At 52.0% G+C, this 19824-nt stretch carries 24 protein-coding genes; 10 read left to right on the top strand and 14 right to left on the bottom strand.

Going from position 1 to position 19824, the window contains the following annotated elements; translation table 11 throughout:
* The first annotated feature begins 5 nt into the window (after positions 1–5).
* The 8 genes from accB to fis all read left to right on the top strand — a co-directional run bounded on the left by accB (position 6) and on the right by fis (position 7010).
* The gene (gene accB / locus A6013_RS04490) at positions 6–470 is read left to right on the top strand and encodes an acetyl-CoA carboxylase biotin carboxyl carrier protein (protein WP_008502856.1); all 465 of its coding nucleotides are present in this window, start codon (positions 6–8) and stop codon (positions 468–470) included.
* A 10-nt stretch (positions 471–480) separates the two neighbouring features.
* Positions 481–1830, top strand: coding sequence for an acetyl-CoA carboxylase biotin carboxylase subunit (gene accC, locus A6013_RS04485; protein WP_003860388.1), 1350 nt, complete (start codon positions 481–483; stop codon positions 1828–1830).
* A 109-nt stretch (positions 1831–1939) separates the two neighbouring features.
* Positions 1940–2182, top strand: coding sequence for a YhdT family protein (locus tag A6013_RS04480; RefSeq protein WP_006178860.1), 243 nt, complete (start codon positions 1940–1942; stop codon positions 2180–2182).
* Positions 2172–3623, top strand: a complete 1452-nt coding sequence (gene panF / locus A6013_RS04475) for a sodium/pantothenate symporter (protein ID WP_028014612.1) — start codon at positions 2172–2174, stop codon at positions 3621–3623. The genes A6013_RS04480 and panF overlap by 11 nt, the downstream gene beginning before the upstream one ends.
* 11 nt (positions 3624–3634) lie before the next feature.
* Positions 3635–4516, top strand: a complete 882-nt coding sequence (gene prmA / locus A6013_RS04470) for a 50S ribosomal protein L11 methyltransferase (RefSeq protein WP_028014613.1) — start codon at positions 3635–3637, stop codon at positions 4514–4516.
* A 137-nt stretch (positions 4517–4653) separates the two neighbouring features.
* A complete protein-coding gene (locus A6013_RS04465; RefSeq protein WP_069732640.1) occupies positions 4654–5394 on the top strand; it encodes a carbonic anhydrase in 741 nt (246 codons plus the stop codon).
* Between the two features lie 330 nt (positions 5395–5724).
* On the top strand, positions 5725–6690 hold the full coding sequence (gene dusB / locus A6013_RS04460) for a tRNA dihydrouridine synthase DusB (protein ID WP_008502861.1): 966 nt from the start codon (positions 5725–5727) through the stop codon (positions 6688–6690).
* 23 nt (positions 6691–6713) lie between these two features.
* Positions 6714–7010, top strand: coding sequence for a DNA-binding transcriptional regulator Fis (fis, locus tag A6013_RS04455; RefSeq protein ID WP_000462905.1), 297 nt, complete (start codon positions 6714–6716; stop codon positions 7008–7010).
* Positions 7011–7087: 77 nt separating this feature from the next.
* Here the strand turns inward: fis and A6013_RS04450 are convergent, their stop codons facing one another.
* The 13 genes from A6013_RS04450 to A6013_RS04405 all read right to left on the bottom strand — a co-directional run bounded on the left by A6013_RS04450 (position 7088) and on the right by A6013_RS04405 (position 16154).
* A complete protein-coding gene (locus A6013_RS04450) occupies positions 7088–8704 on the bottom strand; it encodes a phage tail tape measure protein (RefSeq protein ID WP_254677880.1) in 1617 nt (538 codons plus the stop codon).
* A gap of 43 nt (positions 8705–8747) precedes the next feature.
* A complete protein-coding gene (locus tag A6013_RS27500; RefSeq protein ID WP_254677879.1) occupies positions 8748–9128 on the bottom strand; it encodes a hypothetical protein in 381 nt (126 codons plus the stop codon).
* Between the two features lie 21 nt (positions 9129–9149).
* Positions 9150–9362, bottom strand: a complete 213-nt coding sequence (locus tag A6013_RS04445; protein WP_069732639.1) for a hypothetical protein — start codon at positions 9360–9362, stop codon at positions 9150–9152.
* Between the two features lie 12 nt (positions 9363–9374).
* Complete coding sequence (locus A6013_RS04440) at positions 9375–9593, bottom strand: hypothetical protein (RefSeq protein ID WP_069732638.1); 219 nt, start codon at positions 9591–9593, stop codon at positions 9375–9377.
* Position 9594: 1 nt separating this feature from the next.
* Positions 9595–9927, bottom strand: coding sequence for a hypothetical protein (locus A6013_RS04435; RefSeq protein WP_069732637.1), 333 nt, complete (start codon positions 9925–9927; stop codon positions 9595–9597).
* A gap of 208 nt (positions 9928–10135) precedes the next feature.
* On the bottom strand, positions 10136–10303 hold the full coding sequence (locus A6013_RS27255) for a hypothetical protein (protein WP_164883211.1): 168 nt from the start codon (positions 10301–10303) through the stop codon (positions 10136–10138).
* Positions 10304–10305: 2 nt separating this feature from the next.
* A complete protein-coding gene (locus A6013_RS04430) occupies positions 10306–10620 on the bottom strand; it encodes a hypothetical protein (RefSeq protein WP_069732636.1) in 315 nt (104 codons plus the stop codon).
* 2 nt (positions 10621–10622) lie between these two features.
* Positions 10623–11534, bottom strand: a complete 912-nt coding sequence (locus A6013_RS04425) for a hypothetical protein (RefSeq protein ID WP_069732635.1) — start codon at positions 11532–11534, stop codon at positions 10623–10625.
* A 717-nt stretch (positions 11535–12251) separates the two neighbouring features.
* Complete coding sequence (locus tag A6013_RS04420; protein ID WP_069732634.1) at positions 12252–12473, bottom strand: hypothetical protein; 222 nt, start codon at positions 12471–12473, stop codon at positions 12252–12254.
* A gap of 9 nt (positions 12474–12482) precedes the next feature.
* Positions 12483–14171 (bottom strand): VapE domain-containing protein, encoded by a 1689-nt coding sequence (locus A6013_RS04415; RefSeq protein WP_083264067.1) that lies wholly within the window; start codon positions 14169–14171, stop codon positions 12483–12485.
* Positions 14155–14436 carry a hypothetical protein gene (locus A6013_RS04410; RefSeq protein WP_047054300.1) on the bottom strand — a complete coding sequence of 94 codons (282 nt, stop codon included), beginning with the start codon at positions 14434–14436 and terminating at the stop codon, positions 14155–14157. The genes A6013_RS04415 and A6013_RS04410 overlap by 17 nt, the downstream gene beginning before the upstream one ends.
* Before the next feature lie 8 nt (positions 14437–14444).
* Positions 14445–14624 carry an AlpA family transcriptional regulator gene (locus tag A6013_RS25000; protein ID WP_001439227.1) on the bottom strand — a complete coding sequence of 60 codons (180 nt, stop codon included), beginning with the start codon at positions 14622–14624 and terminating at the stop codon, positions 14445–14447.
* Between the two features lie 294 nt (positions 14625–14918).
* Complete coding sequence (locus tag A6013_RS04405) at positions 14919–16154, bottom strand: site-specific integrase (RefSeq protein ID WP_069732632.1); 1236 nt, start codon at positions 16152–16154, stop codon at positions 14919–14921.
* 363 nt (positions 16155–16517) lie between these two features.
* Between A6013_RS04405 and A6013_RS04400 the strand changes: the two genes are divergently transcribed.
* Both A6013_RS04400 and A6013_RS04395 read left to right on the top strand, forming a co-directional pair.
* Positions 16518–16682, top strand: coding sequence for a DUF2556 family protein (locus A6013_RS04400; RefSeq protein ID WP_014885446.1), 165 nt, complete (start codon positions 16518–16520; stop codon positions 16680–16682).
* A gap of 138 nt (positions 16683–16820) precedes the next feature.
* The gene (locus A6013_RS04395; RefSeq protein WP_069732631.1) at positions 16821–18902 is read left to right on the top strand and encodes a bifunctional diguanylate cyclase/phosphodiesterase; all 2082 of its coding nucleotides are present in this window, start codon (positions 16821–16823) and stop codon (positions 18900–18902) included.
* Here A6013_RS04395 and envR read toward each other — a convergent pair.
* On the bottom strand, positions 18818–19534 hold the full coding sequence (gene envR / locus A6013_RS04390) for an acrEF/envCD operon transcriptional regulator (protein WP_063155260.1): 717 nt from the start codon (positions 19532–19534) through the stop codon (positions 18818–18820). The two genes, A6013_RS04395 and envR, sit on opposite strands and share 85 nt — an antisense overlap.
* Between the last annotated feature and the right edge of the window lie 290 nt (positions 19535–19824).

Below are 19824 nucleotides of genomic sequence, written 5' to 3'. Positions count from 1 at the left end.
CACTCATGGATATTCGTAAGATTAAAAAACTGATCGAGCTGGTTGAAGAATCAGGCATCTCCGAACTGGAAATTTCTGAAGGCGAAGAGTCTGTACGCATCAGCCGTGCAGCCCCAGCCGCTAGCTTCCCGGTAATGCAGCAAGCTTACGCTGCGCCAGTGCAGCAGCCTGCGCTTTCCGCAGCCGTTGCGCCAGCAGCAGCTGAAGCCGCACCTGCCGCTGCAGCAGAAATCAGTGGTCACATCGTACGTTCCCCAATGGTTGGTACTTTCTACCGCACCCCGAGCCCGGACGCGAAGGCGTTCATCGAAGTGGGTCAGAAAGTCAACGTAGGCGATACCCTGTGCATCGTTGAAGCGATGAAAATGATGAACCAGATCGAAGCTGACAAGTCAGGTACTGTGAAAGCGATTCTGGTCGAAAGTGGTCAGCCGGTTGAATTTGACGAGCCGCTGGTCGTCATCGAGTAACGAGGCGAACATGCTGGATAAAATTGTTATCGCCAACCGTGGCGAGATTGCACTGCGTATTCTTCGTGCCTGTAAAGAACTGGGCATCAAGACCGTGGCCGTGCACTCAAGCGCGGATCGCGATTTAAAACACGTATTGCTGGCGGATGAGACGGTCTGTATTGGCCCGGCTCCGTCCGTAAAAAGCTATCTGAACATCCCGGCTATCATCAGCGCCGCTGAAATCACCGGCGCGGTGGCAATTCATCCGGGTTACGGCTTCCTCTCTGAGAACGCCAACTTTGCTGAGCAGGTTGAACGCTCTGGCTTTATCTTCATCGGTCCGAAAGCCGACACCATTCGCCTGATGGGCGACAAAGTGTCTGCAATCACCGCAATGAAAAAAGCCGGTGTTCCAACCGTGCCAGGCTCTGACGGCCCTCTGACCGACGACATGGATGCTAACCGTGCTCATGCTAAACGCATTGGCTACCCGGTTATCATCAAGGCGTCCGGCGGCGGCGGCGGTCGCGGTATGCGCGTTGTGCGCAGCGATGCTGAACTGGCGCAGTCCATCTCCATGACCAAAGCGGAAGCGAAAGCGGCTTTCAGCAATGACATGGTGTACATGGAAAAATACCTGGAAAACCCACGCCACATCGAAATTCAGGTGCTGGCTGACGGTCAGGGTAACGCGATCTATCTGGCAGAACGTGACTGCTCCATGCAGCGTCGTCACCAGAAAGTGGTCGAAGAAGCGCCAGCGCCGGGCATTACCCCGGAACTGCGTCGCTACATCGGCGAGCGTTGCGCCAAAGCGTGCGTTGATATCGGCTATCGCGGGGCGGGTACCTTTGAGTTCCTGTTCGAAAACGGCGAGTTCTACTTCATTGAGATGAACACCCGTATTCAGGTTGAACACCCGGTTACCGAAATGATCACCGGCGTTGACCTGATCAAAGAGCAGCTGCGTATCGCAGCCGGTCAGCCTCTGTCCATCAAGCAGGAAGAAGTTGTGGTGAAAGGCCACGCGGTAGAGTGCCGTATCAACGCCGAAGACCCGAACACCTTCCTGCCAAGCCCGGGTAAAATCACGCGTTTCCACGCGCCGGGTGGTTTTGGCGTGCGCTGGGAGTCTCATATCTACGCCGGTTACACCGTACCGCCGTACTATGACTCAATGATCGGTAAGCTCATCTGCTACGGCGAAAACCGTGACGTGGCGATTGCCCGCATGAAGAACGCCCTGCAGGAGCTGATCATCGACGGTATTAAAACCAACGTTGATCTGCAGATGCGTATCATGAGCGACGAGCACTTCCAGAATGGTGGAACCAATATCCACTACCTGGAGAAAAAACTCGGCCTGAACGAGAAGTAAGAGAGCTGTGTTGCTAAAAGGCCGGATTATCCGGCCTTTTTTTATTTCTGGGGATCGCAAAGCCCCATCATGTACAATCCCCGCTTTCTGCATCCACAAGGGACAAAAAATGGACAAACGTTTTGTTCAGGCCCATAAAGAAGCGCGCTGGGCGCTGTGGCTGACCCTTCTCTATCTTGCTGCATGGTTAGTAACTGCTTACTTACCTGACTCCGCTATTGGCATCACCGGCCTGCCGCACTGGTTCGAAATGGCCTGCCTGCTGGTACCGCTGGTGTTTATCCTGCTGTGCTGGGCAATGGTGAAATTCATCTATCGCGATATTCCGCTGGAGGACGATGATGCAGCTTGAAGTCATTCTGCCGCTTGTCGCATACCTGCTGGTCGTGTTTGGTTTATCCATTTACGCCATGCGCAAAAGAACGACCGGTGCTTTTCTGAACGAGTATTTCCTCGGCAGCCGTTCGATGGGCGGCGTTGTGCTGGCAATGACGCTGACCGCGACCTATATCAGCGCCAGCTCGTTTATTGGCGGCCCCGGTGCGGCCTACAAGTACGGGTTAGGCTGGGTACTGCTGGCTATGATCCAGTTGCCTGCAGTCTGGCTCTCCCTCGGTATTCTTGGTAAGAAATTTGCCATTCTGGCGCGCCGCTATAATGCCGTCACGCTCAACGACATGCTGTTTGCCCGTTACCAGAGCCGCTTACTGGTGTGGCTGGCGAGCTTAAGCCTGCTGGTGGCCTTTATTGGCGCGATGACCGTACAGTTTATCGGCGGGGCACGCCTGCTGGAAACGGCGGCCGGGATCCCTTACGAGACAGGCCTGCTTATCTTCGGGGTAAGCATCGCGCTCTATACCGCGTTTGGCGGGTTCCGCGCCAGCGTGCTGAACGATACGCTGCAGGGAATGGTCATGCTCATCGGCACGATTGTTCTGCTGGTGGGGATTGTTCATGCCGCGGGTGGACTCACTCATGCGGTGGAAACCCTGGAAGCGATTGACCCGAAACTGATTTCACCGCAGGGCGCGGATGATATCCTCTCGCCGACCTTTATGACCTCGTTCTGGGTGTTAGTCTGCTTCGGGGTGATTGGTCTGCCGCATACCGCCGTGCGCTGTATCTCCTATAAAGACAGTAAAGCCGTTCACAAGGGCATCATCATCGGGACGATTGTGGTCGCGGTCCTGATGTTTGGTATGCACCTGGCAGGTGCGTTAGGGCGCGCGGTGATCCCCGACCTTACCGTGCCGGATCTGGTGATCCCGACGCTGATGGTTAAAGTGCTGCCGCCCTTCGCCGCCGGAATTTTCCTCGCAGCGCCAATGGCCGCCATTATGTCGACCATTAACGCCCAGTTACTGCAAAGTTCCGCTACGATCATTAAAGATCTCTATCTGAACCTGCGCCCTGAGCAGGTTGAAAATGAACGTCGCCTGAAGCGGATGTCTGCCGTCATTACGCTGGTATTAGGAGCTTTGCTGATGTTAGCTGCATGGCGTCCGCCGGAGATGATCATCTGGCTGAACCTGCTGGCGTTTGGCGGTCTTGAAGCCGTTTTCCTGTGGCCGCTGGTATTAGGTCTTTACTGGGAACGCGCGAACGCTGCAGGCGCGCTGAGCGCGATGATTGTTGGCGGTGTGCTGTATGCCATCCTTGCGACATTTAAGATTCAGTATCTGGGCTTCCATCCGATTGTGCCTTCGTTACTGCTAAGTTTACTGGCGTTTGTGGTGGGGAACCGTTTCGGTCAGCCCGCCCCACAACCCGCTATGATTTCTACTGATAAATAAAGAGTTTTGCCATGCCGTGGATCCAACTAAAACTGAACACAACCGGCGCGAACGCCGAAGAGCTAAGCGATGCGCTGATGGAAGCCGGCTCTGTCTCCATCACCTTTCAGGACACGCACGACACGCCGGTCTTTGAACCGCTGCCGGGCGAAACGCGCCTGTGGGGTGATACCGACGTGATCGGCCTGTTCGATGCCGAAACCGACATGAAAGAGGTGGTGGCGATTCTGGAAAACCATCCGCTGCTGGGCGCAGGCTTCGCGCATAAAATCGAACAGCTGGAAGACAAAGACTGGGAACGCGAGTGGATGGACAACTTCCACCCGATGCAGTTCGGCAAACGTCTGTGGATCTGCCCAAGCTGGCGCGAGGTTCCCGATGAAAACGCGGTGAACGTGATGCTTGACCCAGGCCTGGCGTTTGGCACCGGCACCCATCCAACCACGTCTCTGTGCCTGCAGTGGCTGGATGGTCTGGATCTGGAAGGTAAGACGGTGATCGACTTCGGCTGCGGTTCCGGGATCCTCGCGATTGCCGCTCTGAAACTGGGCGCGGCGAAAGCCATCGGGATCGATATCGATCCGCAGGCCATTCAGGCCAGCCGCGATAATGCTGAGCGTAACGGCGTGTCCGATCGTCTGGAGCTCTACCTGCCGGAAGCGCAGCCAGAAGCCATGAAAGCCGATGTGGTGGTCGCAAACATTCTCGCTGGCCCACTGCGTGAACTGGCGCCATTAATCAGCGTGCTGCCGGTTGAGGGCGGTCTGCTGGGACTTTCCGGCATCCTGGCAAGCCAGGCGGAGAGCGTTTGCGAAGCCTACGCCGATCTCTTTGCGCTCGACCCGGTCGTCGAGAAAGAAGAGTGGTGCCGCATTACCGGTCGTAAAAAATAAGCATTTGGCGTGGTCCTCTGACCACGCCTTTTCTCCTCAATATTCCTCCCGCCCCTGGCCTGCCTCCAGTAAAATAGCCCCACAAATCATACTGATAAATTTTGATTTGGATAATAAAAATTCACGGGAAGAATATTATGAAACACGTTTATAGCAAGGCAGCGCTGTTAGCGCTGAGCATGATCTCGGCTTCAGCATGCGCATCACACTGGAGCTACAAAGGAGAAAGTTCACCGGAGCACTGGGGTGAACTGGATGAAGCGTACAAGACCTGTAACAGTGGAATGAACCAGTCTCCCATTGATATTGATTCAACCGCTAACGCCCATCTCTCCCCGCTGCAAACGCACTACGTTGACGGCCCTGTGACGCTGACAAACAATGGCCATACTATTCAGGCAAGCGAGCAGGCCGACACTCGCGACACTATCACGCTGGATAAGCAAACCTGGACATTACAGCAGTTCCACTTCCACGCGCCGAGCGAAAACACCGTACACGGCAAGCATTACGCGATGGAAATGCACCTTGTGCATAAAAATGCGAAGGGGGAACTGGCGGTGGTCGCGGTCATGTTCGACAAAGGGGCAGAGAACCGTGAACTTGATAAACTGTGGGACGTCATGCCTCAGCAGGCTGAGCTGAACATCTCCATCAAGCAGGAGCTCAACCTGAATAAGCTGCTGCCGGAAGATAAAACGTACTGGCGCTTTAGCGGCTCGCTGACAACGCCACCGTGTTCAGAAGGCGTCACCTGGATCGTGCTTAAGCATCCTCTGACGGTCTCCGCCGGGCAGCTCGAGAAATTCACCCACACAATGCATCACGATAATAACCGGCCGGTACAGTCCCTCCATGGTCGTGTTATCCTCGAATAACGTCTATTTTTTGCCCTGAGATCATGTTCTAAAATGCGACGCAGATCGCAAAGAAGTGGGGAAATCTGCTGTTAAAAACAGCAGATTATCCCGCTCATCTGTCGCATTTATTCAGAAATGATGAGAAGTTACGGGAAATTGTAAGCGCACATAAAATAGCCATCAGCGCATAACTCAATGATTTCAATAATGAATAATTTTAAACGAAAAGATTGCGCGGCGATTCCTTGATCTACAACAGTGGATTGTTCAAAGTTTGGCCTTTCATCTCGTGCAAAAAATGCGTAATATACGCCGCCTTGCAGTCACAGTATGGTCATTTCTTAACTCATGCGCATCGGACACCACCAGCTTAGAAATCGCCTGATCGCAGCCCCAATGGCAGGTATTACCGACCGGCCGTTCAGGACGCTGTGCTATGAGATGGGAGCCGGTTTAACCGTATCCGAGATGATGTCGTCTAACCCGCAGGTTTGGGAAAGCGATAAATCCCGCCTTCGGATGGTGCACATTGATGAACCAGGTATTCGCACCGTGCAAATTGCCGGAAGCGTGCCTGAAGAGATGGCAGATGCCGCGCGTATTAACGTGGAAAGTGGTGCCCAGATTATTGATATCAATATGGGTTGCCCGGCCAAAAAGGTGAATCGCAAGCTTGCAGGTTCAGCCCTTCTGCAATACCCCGACCAGGTGAAAGCTATCCTGACGGCGGTTGTCAGCGCAGTGGACGTTCCTGTTACGTTGAAGATTCGCACGGGTTGGTCGCCGGAACACCGTAACTGTGTAGAGATTGCCCAACTGGCCGAAGATTGTGGTATTCAGGCCCTGACCATCCACGGACGCACTCGCGCCTGTTTGTTCAATGGTGAAGCTGAATACGACAGCATTCGGGCAGTTAAGCAGAAGGTTTCCATTCCGATTATCGCGAATGGCGACATAACTGACCCGCTTAAAGCCAGGGCTGTACTCGACTATACGGGAGCTGATGCTCTGATGATAGGACGTGCAGCTCAGGGAAGACCCTGGATCTTCCGGGAAATCCAGCATTATCTGGACACTGGGGAGCTGCTTGCCCCACTGCCTCTGGCAGAGGTAAAGCGCTTGCTTTGTTCGCATGTTCGGGAACTGCATGACCACTACGGTCAGGCAAAAGGGTACCGAATTGCGCGTAAACACGTCTCCTGGTATCTCCAGGAGCACGCTCCAGATGACCAGTTTCGGCGCACATTCAACGCCATTGAGGATGCCAGCGAACAGCTGGAGGCGTTGGAGGCATACTTCGAAAATCTTGCGTAATGAAATAAAGAGCTGACAGAACTATGTTCGAACAACGCGTAAATTCTGACGTACTGACCGTTTCTACCGTTAACTCTCAGGATCAGGTAACTCAAAAGCCCCTGCGTGACTCGGTTAAACAGGCACTGAAGAACTATTTTGCTCAACTGAATGGTCAGGATGTTAATGACCTGTATGAGCTGGTACTGGCTGAAGTTGAACAGCCACTGTTGGACATGGTGATGCAATACACCCGCGGTAACCAGACCCGCGCTGCGCTGATGATGGGTATCAACCGTGGTACTCTGCGTAAGAAACTGAAAAAATACGGCATGAACTAAAGTCAAGCTGTAAGGGTATGAAACTAAAGGGGCTATTTCAGCCCCTTTGCTTTATGTTGCAACTGTACTGACAACGCTTATGGTGTTAGCACGCCATCCGTCATCATGCTGCGCTGCCTTACAGATTGCTGCTGCCGTAACTGCTGCGCCACCTTTCTGGCCAGTGCATCTTCATCCATTCCAGGAGTGGCCTGCACACTGATTTGATAACTGTCATTGGTGGTAATCTGCGTTCCGCCAGCACGGTTGGCCATCTGCGGCGCAGCCGGTGCCACCAGCACAGGCGCACCAGGGGAAGCGGCTGGCTTGCTGCTGTCGTCATCAATGCCGAAGAATTGTTTAGTACCCTTCCAGGCATCACCAACTCCTTCACTAACGGTGGTTTTGAAGGTGTTCCACTTCTCTCCAACGCTATTAATCAGCCCCACAATTTTGCCGATCGCCGCGTCAAACGTTGCGGTGATGTCTGCCCACAGGTCGGTAAACCATTTTTTCAGCGGTTCCCAATTCTTGTAAATCAGGTACGCGCCACCGGCGATGGCAGTGACCGCCAGGCCAATCGGGTTAAGCAGCAGCGCACGGCCAGCCCACAGAATGGATTTACCTACGAACCGGAACGCGGTTCCAAGCAGCGTTGTGCCTGCTGCGGCTGTAGTGTTGGCCGCGCCAGCCAGAGTGGCACCAGCAGCAACGCGGGCAAACAGACCAACGGTGTTGAGTAATCCACCTTTCAGGAACGTCCAAGCAAATCCGGCCCCGTAAGTTACAACGGTCAGGGTTGCCAGTGCGCCAGCGGTGCCAACAATAGCCTGCGTAACCACGGGGTGTTCTTTTGCCAGAGACACAACCTTGCCAATCCACGGGCTTACGGTTTTCAGCACGCCGTTAACGGCTGGCAGCAACACGCTGCCGATGGTGACACCCAGGGCGTTAACCTGGCCATTAAACAGTTTCACCTGATTGGCTGTGGTAGCTGCGGCTGCCTCATACTCCTTGTTCATTGAACCGGCGTATTTGGTAGCGTCTCCAACCATTTTAAGGTTACCCTGTAGCTGGTCCAGGTTCGTCAGCAGTGGCGCGATGGCCCCGATTGACTCCTTACCGAACAGTTCAGCCAGTGCGGATGCCTGCGCGTGCTTAGGTAGTCTGGAAATCTTCGCCAGGATGACACGGATAGTTTCATCCGCGTTCAACTGCATGGATTTTGAAACCTGCGTTGCAGTAAATCCAAGCTGTTTAAACACTGCCACCTGTGCTTTTGTGGCGGCCTTGCCAGATGTCAGGGTCAGCAGCATATTCTTGATGCCAGTGGCGGCAATCTCATTGGCCACGCCCATACCGCGCAGGGTTGCGCCCATAGCTGCAATCGAACCTGACGCAGAACCAGCCACTTCACCAAGCGGCCCGATGCGCTGCACGATCTCCATGATATCTTTGGCTGACGCGGCAGTGTTGTTGCCCAGGTAGTTAATTTTGTCAGCCAATACGTTTACCTGTGGCTGCGTCAGGCGGAAAGCAGAACGCAGTTCAGCCATTGACTGGCCAGCCTGTTCCGCGCTGATATCAAACGCCACACCCATTTTGATGGCGGATTCAGCGAACGCGGTAAGATCTTTGGCGGCAATGCCTGACTGACCACCAGCGGCAACAATCTTGCCAATGTCGTTAGCAGCCATTGGCAGGCGTGTTGACATTTCCAGGATGGCATCGCCCATCTTCCTCAGCCCATCAGGAGTGTCAAAATCCACCACTGACCGGAACGGCCACAGACGCGCCAAGGGCCACTGTGCCCATGATGCCGGATTTGTACCCTTCACGCTTAGCCAGGTTTCGTTCGCGGGCAGCCTCAACGCGGTTCAGGCGGTCATATGAGGATTTAAGCCGGTCAATCTGACTTCCCAGCGCTGCATAACGCTGGCGCATCCCGTCCACGTCCTTACCCTGGCGGCCAAACGTCTGAATTGACTGACTGAGCGTTTTTTGTCGTCGGGTCAGGTCAGCGATGGCACCGCCAACCCTCTCCGTTGATTTGGCCACAGTACCAAAGGCGGATTTCAGGCTGCTGCTGACGGCTCCCCCTATAGTTATTGTGGCATTCAATTGCTTATTGCTGGCCATAATGATTTTTTCTCAAATGGATTAATCGAGTAGGTTTTCTGCCAGGGAGTTTTCGCCAGCAGCCCGCAGGGCGGCAGCGGCCAGTTGCAGGGCTTCATTACGGCGCAGTTCTGTATGTTGGGCTTTTTCCTCCTGCGTGGTGCATACGGGCATTTTTCGCAGGGCGGCCACTACATACGCATCCCATACTGTTGCCGGGTCATCGCTTCGTGCGGGGTTCATGCGTGTCATCATGGCCTAACCCCATTATGCGGCTTTGTTGTCGTTTGCTGGCGTTGTGGTGTCTCCACCGCCAACGGTGTAATCACGCAGGGTGAATGCCGTGTTTTTGTATCCGGCCAGGCCGTCTTTGATTGCCTTCATCTTCTGTCTGTCCTGTGTGGTCAGGCTCTTGTTCTGTTGCAGGAGTTTGTCAGCCACGCCGATGGCTTGCATCAGGGATGAATATATGTCAGTCGATGCCATATCAAACCCCACGAACCAGCAGAGCGCCGCGCTTCATTGCCTGGCGCTTTGCACGCTCACCAGGGCTGATGGCTCTCAATCGTGGAGATCTCTTAACCTTGATTTGCTGGCGTTCCAGGGTGGCGCTGTGGCTTTCGGCTGCGCTGCGCATGACCAGCCCGGATTCATCCGTCATGTGTTCAAACGCGTTTAAACGGTTTCTGATGCTTGCCAGCAGTTCGGCAGCCTCGCGGCAGATAGGGTTTTTCGCAGATACGATCTGGAATCTTTTGGTTTCACTCGCCAGCAGGCGAGCTTCTTCGGTCATTTGTTCGTATAGGTTTTCAGTTTTCATGGTATTGGCCGCTAACAATTATTGTTGAAAGGAAGATTGCGCCGCTTTTAGGTGACCGGTGCGGCGCGACCGGGTGGAATTGGTGCGGTTTCTTACCCGCAGGATTACCGCAAACCTGCTTCCAGCGCGGAGGATAAGCGCGCCAAAACTTGAATTTGGCCGGTTATTTGGGGCACAGGGAACCGGTGAAACCTGCATTCTTTGGCCATTACTTGCCGTTCAGCCCTATGTTCAAGAATTTTTCAAGTACCTGGCTGCGTGACGGGCGGATGCCTGTTCTTCGCTCCAGTTTTGTTTGTTCGCGTTCCACTTGGCGCACCAGTTCAGGTGCCAGGCGAACCGTCACATGCTGACGTGCTGCGTTTTCTTTGCTCATAATCACCACCTGTTCACCCAATTATTGCGCTGGCGCTTTGGCTGTTGCTCCCGGTGGTGTTCCCGCACCAGGGAGGCGAGATAATTAACTGCACGTTCCACCTGATGCGGTGTCAGTTCGATAAACGCGCGCCTAACCCACTTTTCTGCTGCTTCGTCGCTGTAGATAAAGCCGGTGTAGCCTGCTGGCTGTACGATGATGCGCGGTGATTCATCATCGCCGTGGCGCGTGTACATGGCGGCACCTTCAATGGCGGCCAGCACTTCGCCCGATAAGGCGGCGCGTTCCGCCGCCACTTTCTTGATGCCCCAGCCCATGATTAAGCCCCGTATTTCCAGAAGTACGCAGAATCCGGAACCAACGCCTGTGCGTTGCACCATACGACGATCTCGACGGCACCGTTGTTGATGCGTTTGGCGGTTACGCGCAGTTCGTCATCAATCGCCACGGCTGCACGGCTGAAATCGCCAACAATAGTTGTTGTAATGGTGTCGGTCAGTTCGGCCTTAACCGCACAGGCTCGCAGGGTTCCGTCACCGCCCAAGGTAACGCCAGCAGCACTGGTTCCGGCGATGGCTGAAAGGTCAGCCCAGCGGCAGCCCTTAGCGGCTGCAACCTTCGCCACTTCGTCAACTGTGTCGTCGGTCAGTGTCGCGGCTTTGGTGTTCAGGTCGGTCAGCAGAACGCTGTCAGCCAGGCGGGCAATGCCCTGCTCGATAGCGATGTTGACGGCACGCAAAACGGTGTCAGGGTCAGCAAAGGTGTGTTTCAATTGCTGACGGGTCAGGGTGTAGCCGATACCGTAGGATGGCGCAGTGGCATCGTCGTAGCTGGCAACCAGATAAGGTGCATCACTCAGGGTGATTTCGGCATCATCGGCCACTGCTGCGAACTTACCAGGCGCTACAACGATGTAGTGGCGTGGCACTTCCTGCTGTTTCAGTGGGCGGCGGCGGCCTTCGGCGTCAATGTCAGGCTGCTGTGTCATCGGGCCAGGGATGCGGATGATTTCAGCCCCAGCGGCAGCTACCAATGAGCGCGCAGCAATGATGCCGTTGAACGTGGTCTGGCTACCGGCTTTCGGCGTCAGCACTTCGTTTAGTGACAGGTAGCGAACAGCGGCAGGCTCTACCGGGATAATTTGATTGATATCGCCGTTACCATCAAAGCGCAGATGAGCGCCCTGATGTTCCAGGGCTGACCGAATAAGTCCAGAAAGAACGTCATTCATTTATTGCCTCTCAATTACTATGTGGATTTATTGAGAGAGTACTCAGTAAAGGCACCGAACACAACGGCCACAAAGTGGCGATTTCAATGTAAAATCAACAAGTTATCATCGCGAATACTTCGGTTTCATCCGACATAATCCGGCGTAATCTTCATTTACATAACTTTACAATTATATCTGTGTTGGCTGTGTTCGCTTTGCAATGTAAATCAATCCGTTTCTCTACATGGCATTGATAACAATGGCATAAGCTGCTGATTTACTTAGCCTAATCATAAAATCGATTTTGGAGTGGCACGCAGAACGCGAATTATGCGGAGGTAATGCCCCCGCAAGGCAGTGCCGCAGGGAAGGACCCGGTGATTTTGGTGGTGAGTGGTGGCGAGTCAAAACACTCGTCACCACGCTCAAACACGCGCCACGCCTGGCTTACAAGAAAAAGTGGTGGCGAGTGGTGGCGAGTTTCTATATAGGATGTGTGGGGGTGTTGTGATTTATAGGTTTATACCCCCTGACGTTTGTTTTTCAATAATCATCACCACTCGTCACCATATTGCATGAAAACTCAATATAAACAGCGAGTTATTGATGGTGATGAGTGTGGTGACGAGTGTGGTGGCGAGCGCAAAATGGCCACCATTTCTGGCCACTCGTCACCATACACAGCCAATAAAAAAGCCCCGATATATAAACGGGGCTTAAGATTTCACAACACTGTTATTTTTTAAACGGCAATATCTCAGCGTTACCAATTTCAGGCACTTCAACCACATCGCAGTCTATATGCAGCACACGTTTTTCGGTCTTACTGGTGAAGTCAGTGATTTGCTTCTGGCCGTGGTTAAACGCCTCTATCTTACTGTCAAATTTCTCGTTAAAAAGAATACTAAACGGATCTCTGCCTTCGCAAAAAATTGTAATTTCAGCTTGGTATCTCATGTAATCCTCTCAGAATGGGCCTTCTTTATATTCAGTATTAACCGAAACCAAATGGCGAAAGCCTTTAGCGCTCGGCATATGATAAACCGTCAAGCCACGGCTAATCTTATGAGCGAACATTTTACGGAGCAGTGCTGATGCCTTGCGGGTATCGGTCTGCTTTGGATTCAGCACACCAATTTCATTCAACACGTCACTGGCTGATACGTAGCGGCCTGGCTGCGCGCTTGGGTCATATGATGCCAGTATCATTTCTTCGATACGATCCTTGCTGCGGAACGCGTCGTTATGCTCACCGATAACACGGTTTTCCTGCTGATCTAAGTGCCATGTTTCACCAGCGTTAATGCGCGCCAGCGCTTCTGCCCATACTTGCTGAACGTCAATACTATGCTGGTAGTTCACCGCAGCCACTTGGATAGGCCAGAAGCGGCGGTTGTTCGTGTCATCCATCAGAAATTGCACGTTGTTAACGCTGCCAAAAAAAGCAGTGCGGCGTTGGTAACGATTAGCAGCCCTGGCATAGGCCGGTCGCAGTTCGTCTTTGTCTTTACTCAAAAACGCTTTAAGACTTTCAATATCCGATTTGCTAAACGTCGCGCCTATCTCGCCAAGTTCCACCAGCCATTTACTGACTACCTGCAAAACGCTGTCTTTGTCATCCGGGTTGAGGGTCACGCCGTCAGCCTGAAAGTCTTTAGGGCAAAGGGTGTTAAAGAACCGCGTTTTGCCAAGGCCACCCATAGGGTCAACCAGAATCAGGACGTGTTCAAACTTGTTGGTTTTGCCACTCAGCAGGGCGGCAGCACCAAAGAACCACTTACGGAACAGCGTCCAACTGATTTCCGCTTTCTCTGTGTCTGCCAGTGTAAGGCAGTCGAACAACTCACGCAGACGACTGGTACCGTCCCAGGGGCGAGATTTAACCCAATCCAATGCGGGGTTATATGAATCCGCTGACGCTAAGTTATCCAGATGGCTGGCTGCCGCTGTATACGGGTAATCGTTGATGCGGCAAATGTCCTCAATCTTTGACAGCGACACGTTCCGCGCCAAGTCTCCGGCCGGAAGGTTGCCGTTCACGCTGATCTCAACATCGCGTGATAACTCGTTGTACCGAACGCGAACGCCATATGCCTTCATAAGCCTTGATAAATTTTCCGCCGTGCCTTTTGCTTTATGGAAAACCCATTCCTGCGTAACTTTATCGCGTTTCCAGTCTATGTGGTCTGGATGGTAGATATCCCCTGGCGTTGGTAATGGCTTGTTTAAAGGAAGACATTGAACCGGTTCGGACAGCATTTCAACCAGACTTTCGCCACGCTGGTGGTCGTCACGAATCCTGGTTAAATAGTTGCTCCAGTTTTCTGGCTCACGGTCAGAAATGCCTTTAAATAACCGAGCTTCCTTAACCCCAGCCAAAGCCAGCTTTTCAGCGATAGCGTTGATCTTTATCGGCTCAATGTAGCCAGCAAGGTATACACGCGCAGAACGTCGACCATCATCAATAATGCGCAAGTTGTTCAGTTCAGCGAGCTGCTTTGGCCCAAGGTAAACGGGTGGAGTATTATCACCAGCCGCAGGTCCAACAGCTTCCTGCCAATGTTTTGCATGGCTCCAAGCGTCAGCACCAGCAAAAATAATGGCTTCAGTAAAAACATCTTTGGGTAACTGCTTAACGTTAGGAGCGCTTCGCATCTTGCACCTCGCGCTTAAGGTCGAGATACATTGCCCATGCGTCAGCATCGCTAATACGGAACGGAACGAGTGTTTCCGCCATTTCTGCATGACTACTGATAATCGTCCAAGGACGCGTTACACCACGTTGGATGCAAAGCAATAACAATGTTTGTGCTGCCAACATCCGTTGTGCCGTAAGTTCTCCCACAGTTAGATGACGCACAGGATTACGCAGCAGTGCGTTGTAGCGACTGATAGCCTGGTTAACTGTTAGCTTCTTCATAAACCACCTCAGCGCTGAACTGGCTGGCGGCTTTCAAGCCACGCCATAACATCTTTGCGCCGCCAGGCCACACGTTTTGGCCCTAATTTTATGCAATTAGGAAACGTGCCAGCCTGGATATAGCGCCAGATAGTCATGCGGGATAATGTTGTTAGTGTTGTGACTTGCTTAGCAGTCAGTAATTCCATCTTACGGCCCTCAAAACATGGCCGGTGGATATGTGGTCTGTAATGATTTATGATTATGTTGCGTTAACAAAGAACGCGACCATTACAGCCTTCACCGGCTTTTTGGTATTAAGGGGTTCGGTTTTCTGTTTGGCGACGTGAACCGATCCCCGCCTTATTCAAGCCCTCAGTTCTGCTGGGGGCTTTTTATTACTACATGACAATAATACTCACATTGTATCAGCAGTAAATACCCTTTAAATTCATAAACTTAACTGCAAATAACGCTACATAATTCTATATTATCATCAATTTTTAATTGTCTGATTTTAAAGGGTTTATTTTTTCTAAATATTTTATCCATTTGTCCAAGGCTAACCGTTTTTCCGGGATGTACTGGCTACGGTTGTACACTGCCATCACTCCTGGCATTGAGTGGCCCAGCAACTGTTCAACCACATGCGGGGCTATCCCCAAGTTATTTAGACTGGTGGCAAAAGTGCGGCGCAGGTCATGCAACGTCCACGGCGTTGAATGCTCTAATCGGCTGTATAAGATACGCCCCCACTGGCTGACAGCTTCGGGTTTCTTCATTTCACCAAGCAGCATTCCGCTATCAAGGTGATTTTGGCGTAGCTGTAAAATAAATTGCTGTATAGATTCAGGCACGGGTCGGATGATTTTCTCCCCACCCTTGCTATGTTCTCGCGGAACTGTCCAAATCCATTCTTTCACGTTCCATTCCGACCATGTCGAAAGACGAATTTCTTGTGTTCTTGCACCAAACACTATTAGCAATTTTAAAAGCGCGGTGTAGTAAGGTAGAAACGCATATTCGCTTTTTAGCGCATTCCAAAGGCCACTAAGTTCTTCAGAAGTTAAAACACGATCACGTTTTGCCTGCTTTCTTCCAACATCAGTAACTTTGATATCCTCCAGCGCATCACTGTAAACATCGTGCAGCCTGCGGTTGTGAATCAACGCCTGCTTGCAGTTACCTAATATGTAGCCGCTTGCTACCGGCGCGACTTTTTTGATTCTGCTAAATGTCTCCATCCATCTTGCTTTAGAGCACTGTTCAAGTGGCAATTCGCCGATGAAAGGATAAATATGTCTTTCGAATTGGCGTCTATGCCTTTCAAAGTTGACCCGGTTTTCCGCCGCGTACTCATTAATCCAGCGTTCCAATGCCTCCCTGATAGTGACAGGTTTCATGGTTTTTGCTGACTCTTGGTCAAACTGGTCTTTAGGATCTAGATTATGAGCAAGCCACCGTTTGCATTGGTCGCGTTTCACCCTCGCCTCAGCAAGAGATAAGGCAGGATACTTGCCTAGCACTAGCGTCAAAGTATTGGCGCTTTTATGCTTATTCTTATAACGGAACAACCATTGGATGTTATTGGCCGGTCTCTTCTCGCCATCAAGGATTTTGCGCCTTGATGGTGTAACGCGAACAGAAAGGCTGCCACCGTCAGCAACATCAAAAGGTTTTTCGATGACTTTGCGGGTTAACGCACGCAATTGAACATCTGAGAGTTTATTTTCGGCCATAGAGTTAATGACAACCTTTTTGACAACTGTATGCAGGGAGTAACTGATAACTGATGATACAATGCGAGCCAATAAAAAATAAATATCTCGTTCCGCATCAATTATTTATGATGAATACAAATTATCTAGAGTGATAATAAATTACGTATAATGACTCTGTATTTTACAATACGGCATGAACTAATTTCGATTAGCTAACTGCTTGTTTAAAAAGGCGCTACCTGGCATGGGGATGCGCCTTTTTTATTGTCTTATTCTTTCACCGTCAACGCTTTGTAAACCTTTGCTTATCTCGCTTTTAAACCGCTTCTTTTCGTGTATATTTCCACCACTTCAGTGGCTCTCTTCTCGCGGAATGACACAATGATTCGTAAATACTGGTGGCTGGTCGTCTTTGCAATCTCCGTTTTTCTATTCGATGCCCTCCTGATGCAGTGGATTGAACTGATGAGCACCGAAACCGACAAGTGCCGCAATATGAACTCCGTCAATCCGCTGAAATTAGTGAACTGTTCAGAACTCGATTAACACCCTGCCGTCATCGGCCTCCCCGTATTGCCCACTAAAAACGGGGATTTAAATCCCTTTGAGCCGTTACCTGACGGTGATAATGTCTCGCCCTTATCAACCTCTCCTGCGTAACGTCATACTCGAGTAGAACCGACCATGCTGGTTAGCCAATACAACCCTATCCTTGTAGCCCTCTCCTTTGCTGTTGCCATCCTTGCTGCTTACACCGCGCTGAATATGGCTGCACGCGTCGCCGGGAGTCAGGGCGTCGCAGCGCGCGTCTGGCTGGCGGGAGGCGGTGTTGCGATGGGCATTGGCGTATGGGCCATGCACTTTATCGGCATGCTGGCGATGGATCTCTCCATGAGCATGAGCTACAACGCGACCCTGACGATTTTATCTATGGTCATCGCCGTGGGGTCGTCACTGTTTGCGCTATGGCTCGTCAGCTGTGAACAGCTGCGCATGCGCCGCCTGCTCCCCGGCGCTCTGGTGATGGGAATCGGCATTGTTGCCATGCATTACACCGGTATGGCGGCGCTGGAGGTGAGGCCGGGGATCGTTTGGGATACGCTGTGGGTGGCCATTTCGGTCGTGATTGCGCTTGCCGCTTCGCTTGCAGCATTGTGGCTGACCTTCCGCCTGCGTCACGAAGCCGCTCAGGTGGTGCTGATGCGCCTGGGTGCCGCCATCACGATGGGAATTGCTATCGCCGGTATGCACTACGCCGGGATGAAGGCCGCGCAGTTTCCAATGTCCACCATGGTTCACCATCATGGTATTAACGGCAGCTGGCTGGCCGTGCTGGTCAGCGTCGTCGCGCTCTCTATTCTTGGGATCACCCTGCTGGTGTCGATGCTGGATGCCCGCCTGCAGGCACGAACCGCCCTTCTGGCCTCGTCGCTGGCAGAAGCGAACCGGGAACTTGCGCAGCTGGCGCTGCACGATACGCTGACGCGTCTGCCCAACCGTATCCTGCTGGAGGACCGGCTCGATCAGGCCATCAGCAAAGCTGACCGTGAAGGTACCCATTTCGCCCTGATGTTCATGGATCTCGACGGTTTTAAAGCCATCAATGACGCCTACGGCCATGATGTCGGTGACAGGCTGCTGGTCGCCGTTACGCAGCGTCTGCTGCATCTCCTGAAGGGCCAGTTTACCCTTGCACGCATTGGCGGCGATGAGTTTGTTCTGCTGGCTGAGGGAGAAGGTCCGGACGATGCGGCCTCGCTGGCAAATTCGCTGGTGCGGGCGATCGATAGCCCGTTCACTCTCGACCCCTACGAACTGGTGGTAACGCTTAGCATTGGTATCGCCCTGTACCCTCACGACGGCAAAACCGAACGTGAGCTGATGTTTAACGCCGACGCGGCGATGTATCACACCAAGCATATGGGCCGAAACGGCTATCACTTTTTCCAGCCCTCCATGAACACTCTGGCGCAGACCCATCTTCAGTTAATGAACGATCTGTGGATGGCCGTCGATCGTAATGAACTGCGCCTGCTTTATCAGCCAAAGTTTCACGCGCCCGCGGGCCCTCTCCTCGGGTTTGAAGCGCTGCTGCGCTGGCAGCATCCTAAGCAGGGTTTACTGACGCCGGATCTTTTCCTGCCGCTGGCGGAAAAAACCGGGCTTATCATCCCTATTGGTAACTGGGTGCTCAATGAAGCCTGTCGCCAGCTGAGAGAATGGCATCTGCAGGGGCATCGAAACTGGTCAATGGCAGTAAACCTGTCGACGTTGCAGTTCGAACAGCCCTCGCTGGTTAAAACAGTGCTCGACTGCCTGGAGCGTCATCACGTCCCGCCGGAAATGTTGATCCTGGAAGTCACGGAAACTACGGCGATGAGCAACCCAGATGAGAGCGTGCGGGTGCTGACAGAGCTGACGGATGCTGGGGTGAAAGCCTCGATTGATGATTTTGGGACCGGATATTCGAGCCTGCTGTATCTTAAGCGTTTACCGGCCTGTGAACTGAAGATAGACAGAGCGTTTGTGAAAGAGTTAAGCGGTGAAAGCGAAGATGCCACCATTGTCTCTGCGATTGTGGCCCTCGCGAAAACGCTCAACCTGAAAGTCGTGGCCGAAGGTGTGGAAACCGAAGCGCAGCAAGTCTTTTTGACGGAGCTGGGCTGTAATACCTTACAGGGTTATCTGTTAGGTAAACCCGCCAGCGTGCAGACCATCGAGGCGCTTTGTGCACGGGGTGAAATGTTGCCAGGCGCTGAGCCGTAATCATTATGAGGCGACACGCGCAAGAGAGGGAGTGTCGCCAGAATACTGTCGACCAGGGCTGGCGCCTGCTGATAAAGATTAAAACTGTCGGTATTCATTAACCAGTTTTTAATGATGCCGCTAAAAAAACCGTGGAATACGATCATGGTCAGCTCAACGTTCACCTGCGACGAAATGATGTTTCGAGAAATACATTTTTCCAGCGTAACGCGCAAAGAATCATAATTGAACCCAATACGTTTCCGAATTTCATCCTCTGAAATCATATCGCTAGTAAATTCACATTTATGATACAAAATTTGTAATAGCGCACATTGACGGGGTTCGCGTGCGATATACTGAAGCGCAGTAATGAATTGCTCACGAAGTATTAACAACGGATCATCATTTTCGGAGAGAGAAAGCCTGTCGCGAATGATGTCACGTAGCGGTAATTGCTGTTCCCAAATGGCATTAAATATCTCTGCTTTACTGGTAAAGTGCCAGTAGATAGCACCACGCGTAACCTTTGCGGCATCGGCGATATCCGTCAGCGTCGTGCTGGCTACGCCTCGCGTCGCAAACTGCCCGATAGCCGCCTCAATCAACTGCTGTCGGGTTTGTTGAGCCTCTTCTTTCTTTTTACGCGCCATTGACAGCTACTCTTTACTCGCAGGGTATATACATAACATCAGGTTCGGATGGCTGGAAGTATTCACTAAAAGCCGTTTTAATTTTGCACAAAAAAAGTCAATTTACTTAATCTATAAACAATCTAAATACATGCCCGGAATTAAATTCACGGAATGAATAAATTTACCGGTTAAGCTCTATTAGCCTGATTTAGCGGGCAGAAGTATAGCCGTATTTTCTACGGGACTGATTCTGATTTTCCTCTCAGGCCTCGTCATTCGCACTTATAAATTAAAAAACATTAAATACC

This window comes from Enterobacter sp. IF2SW-B1 (genome assembly GCF_001743375.1).
Lineage (GTDB): Bacteria > Pseudomonadota > Gammaproteobacteria > Enterobacterales > Enterobacteriaceae > Enterobacter > Enterobacter bugandensis.
Note: the sequence above shows the minus strand (reverse complement) of the source record. Positions and strands in the feature narration are given on the sequence as shown.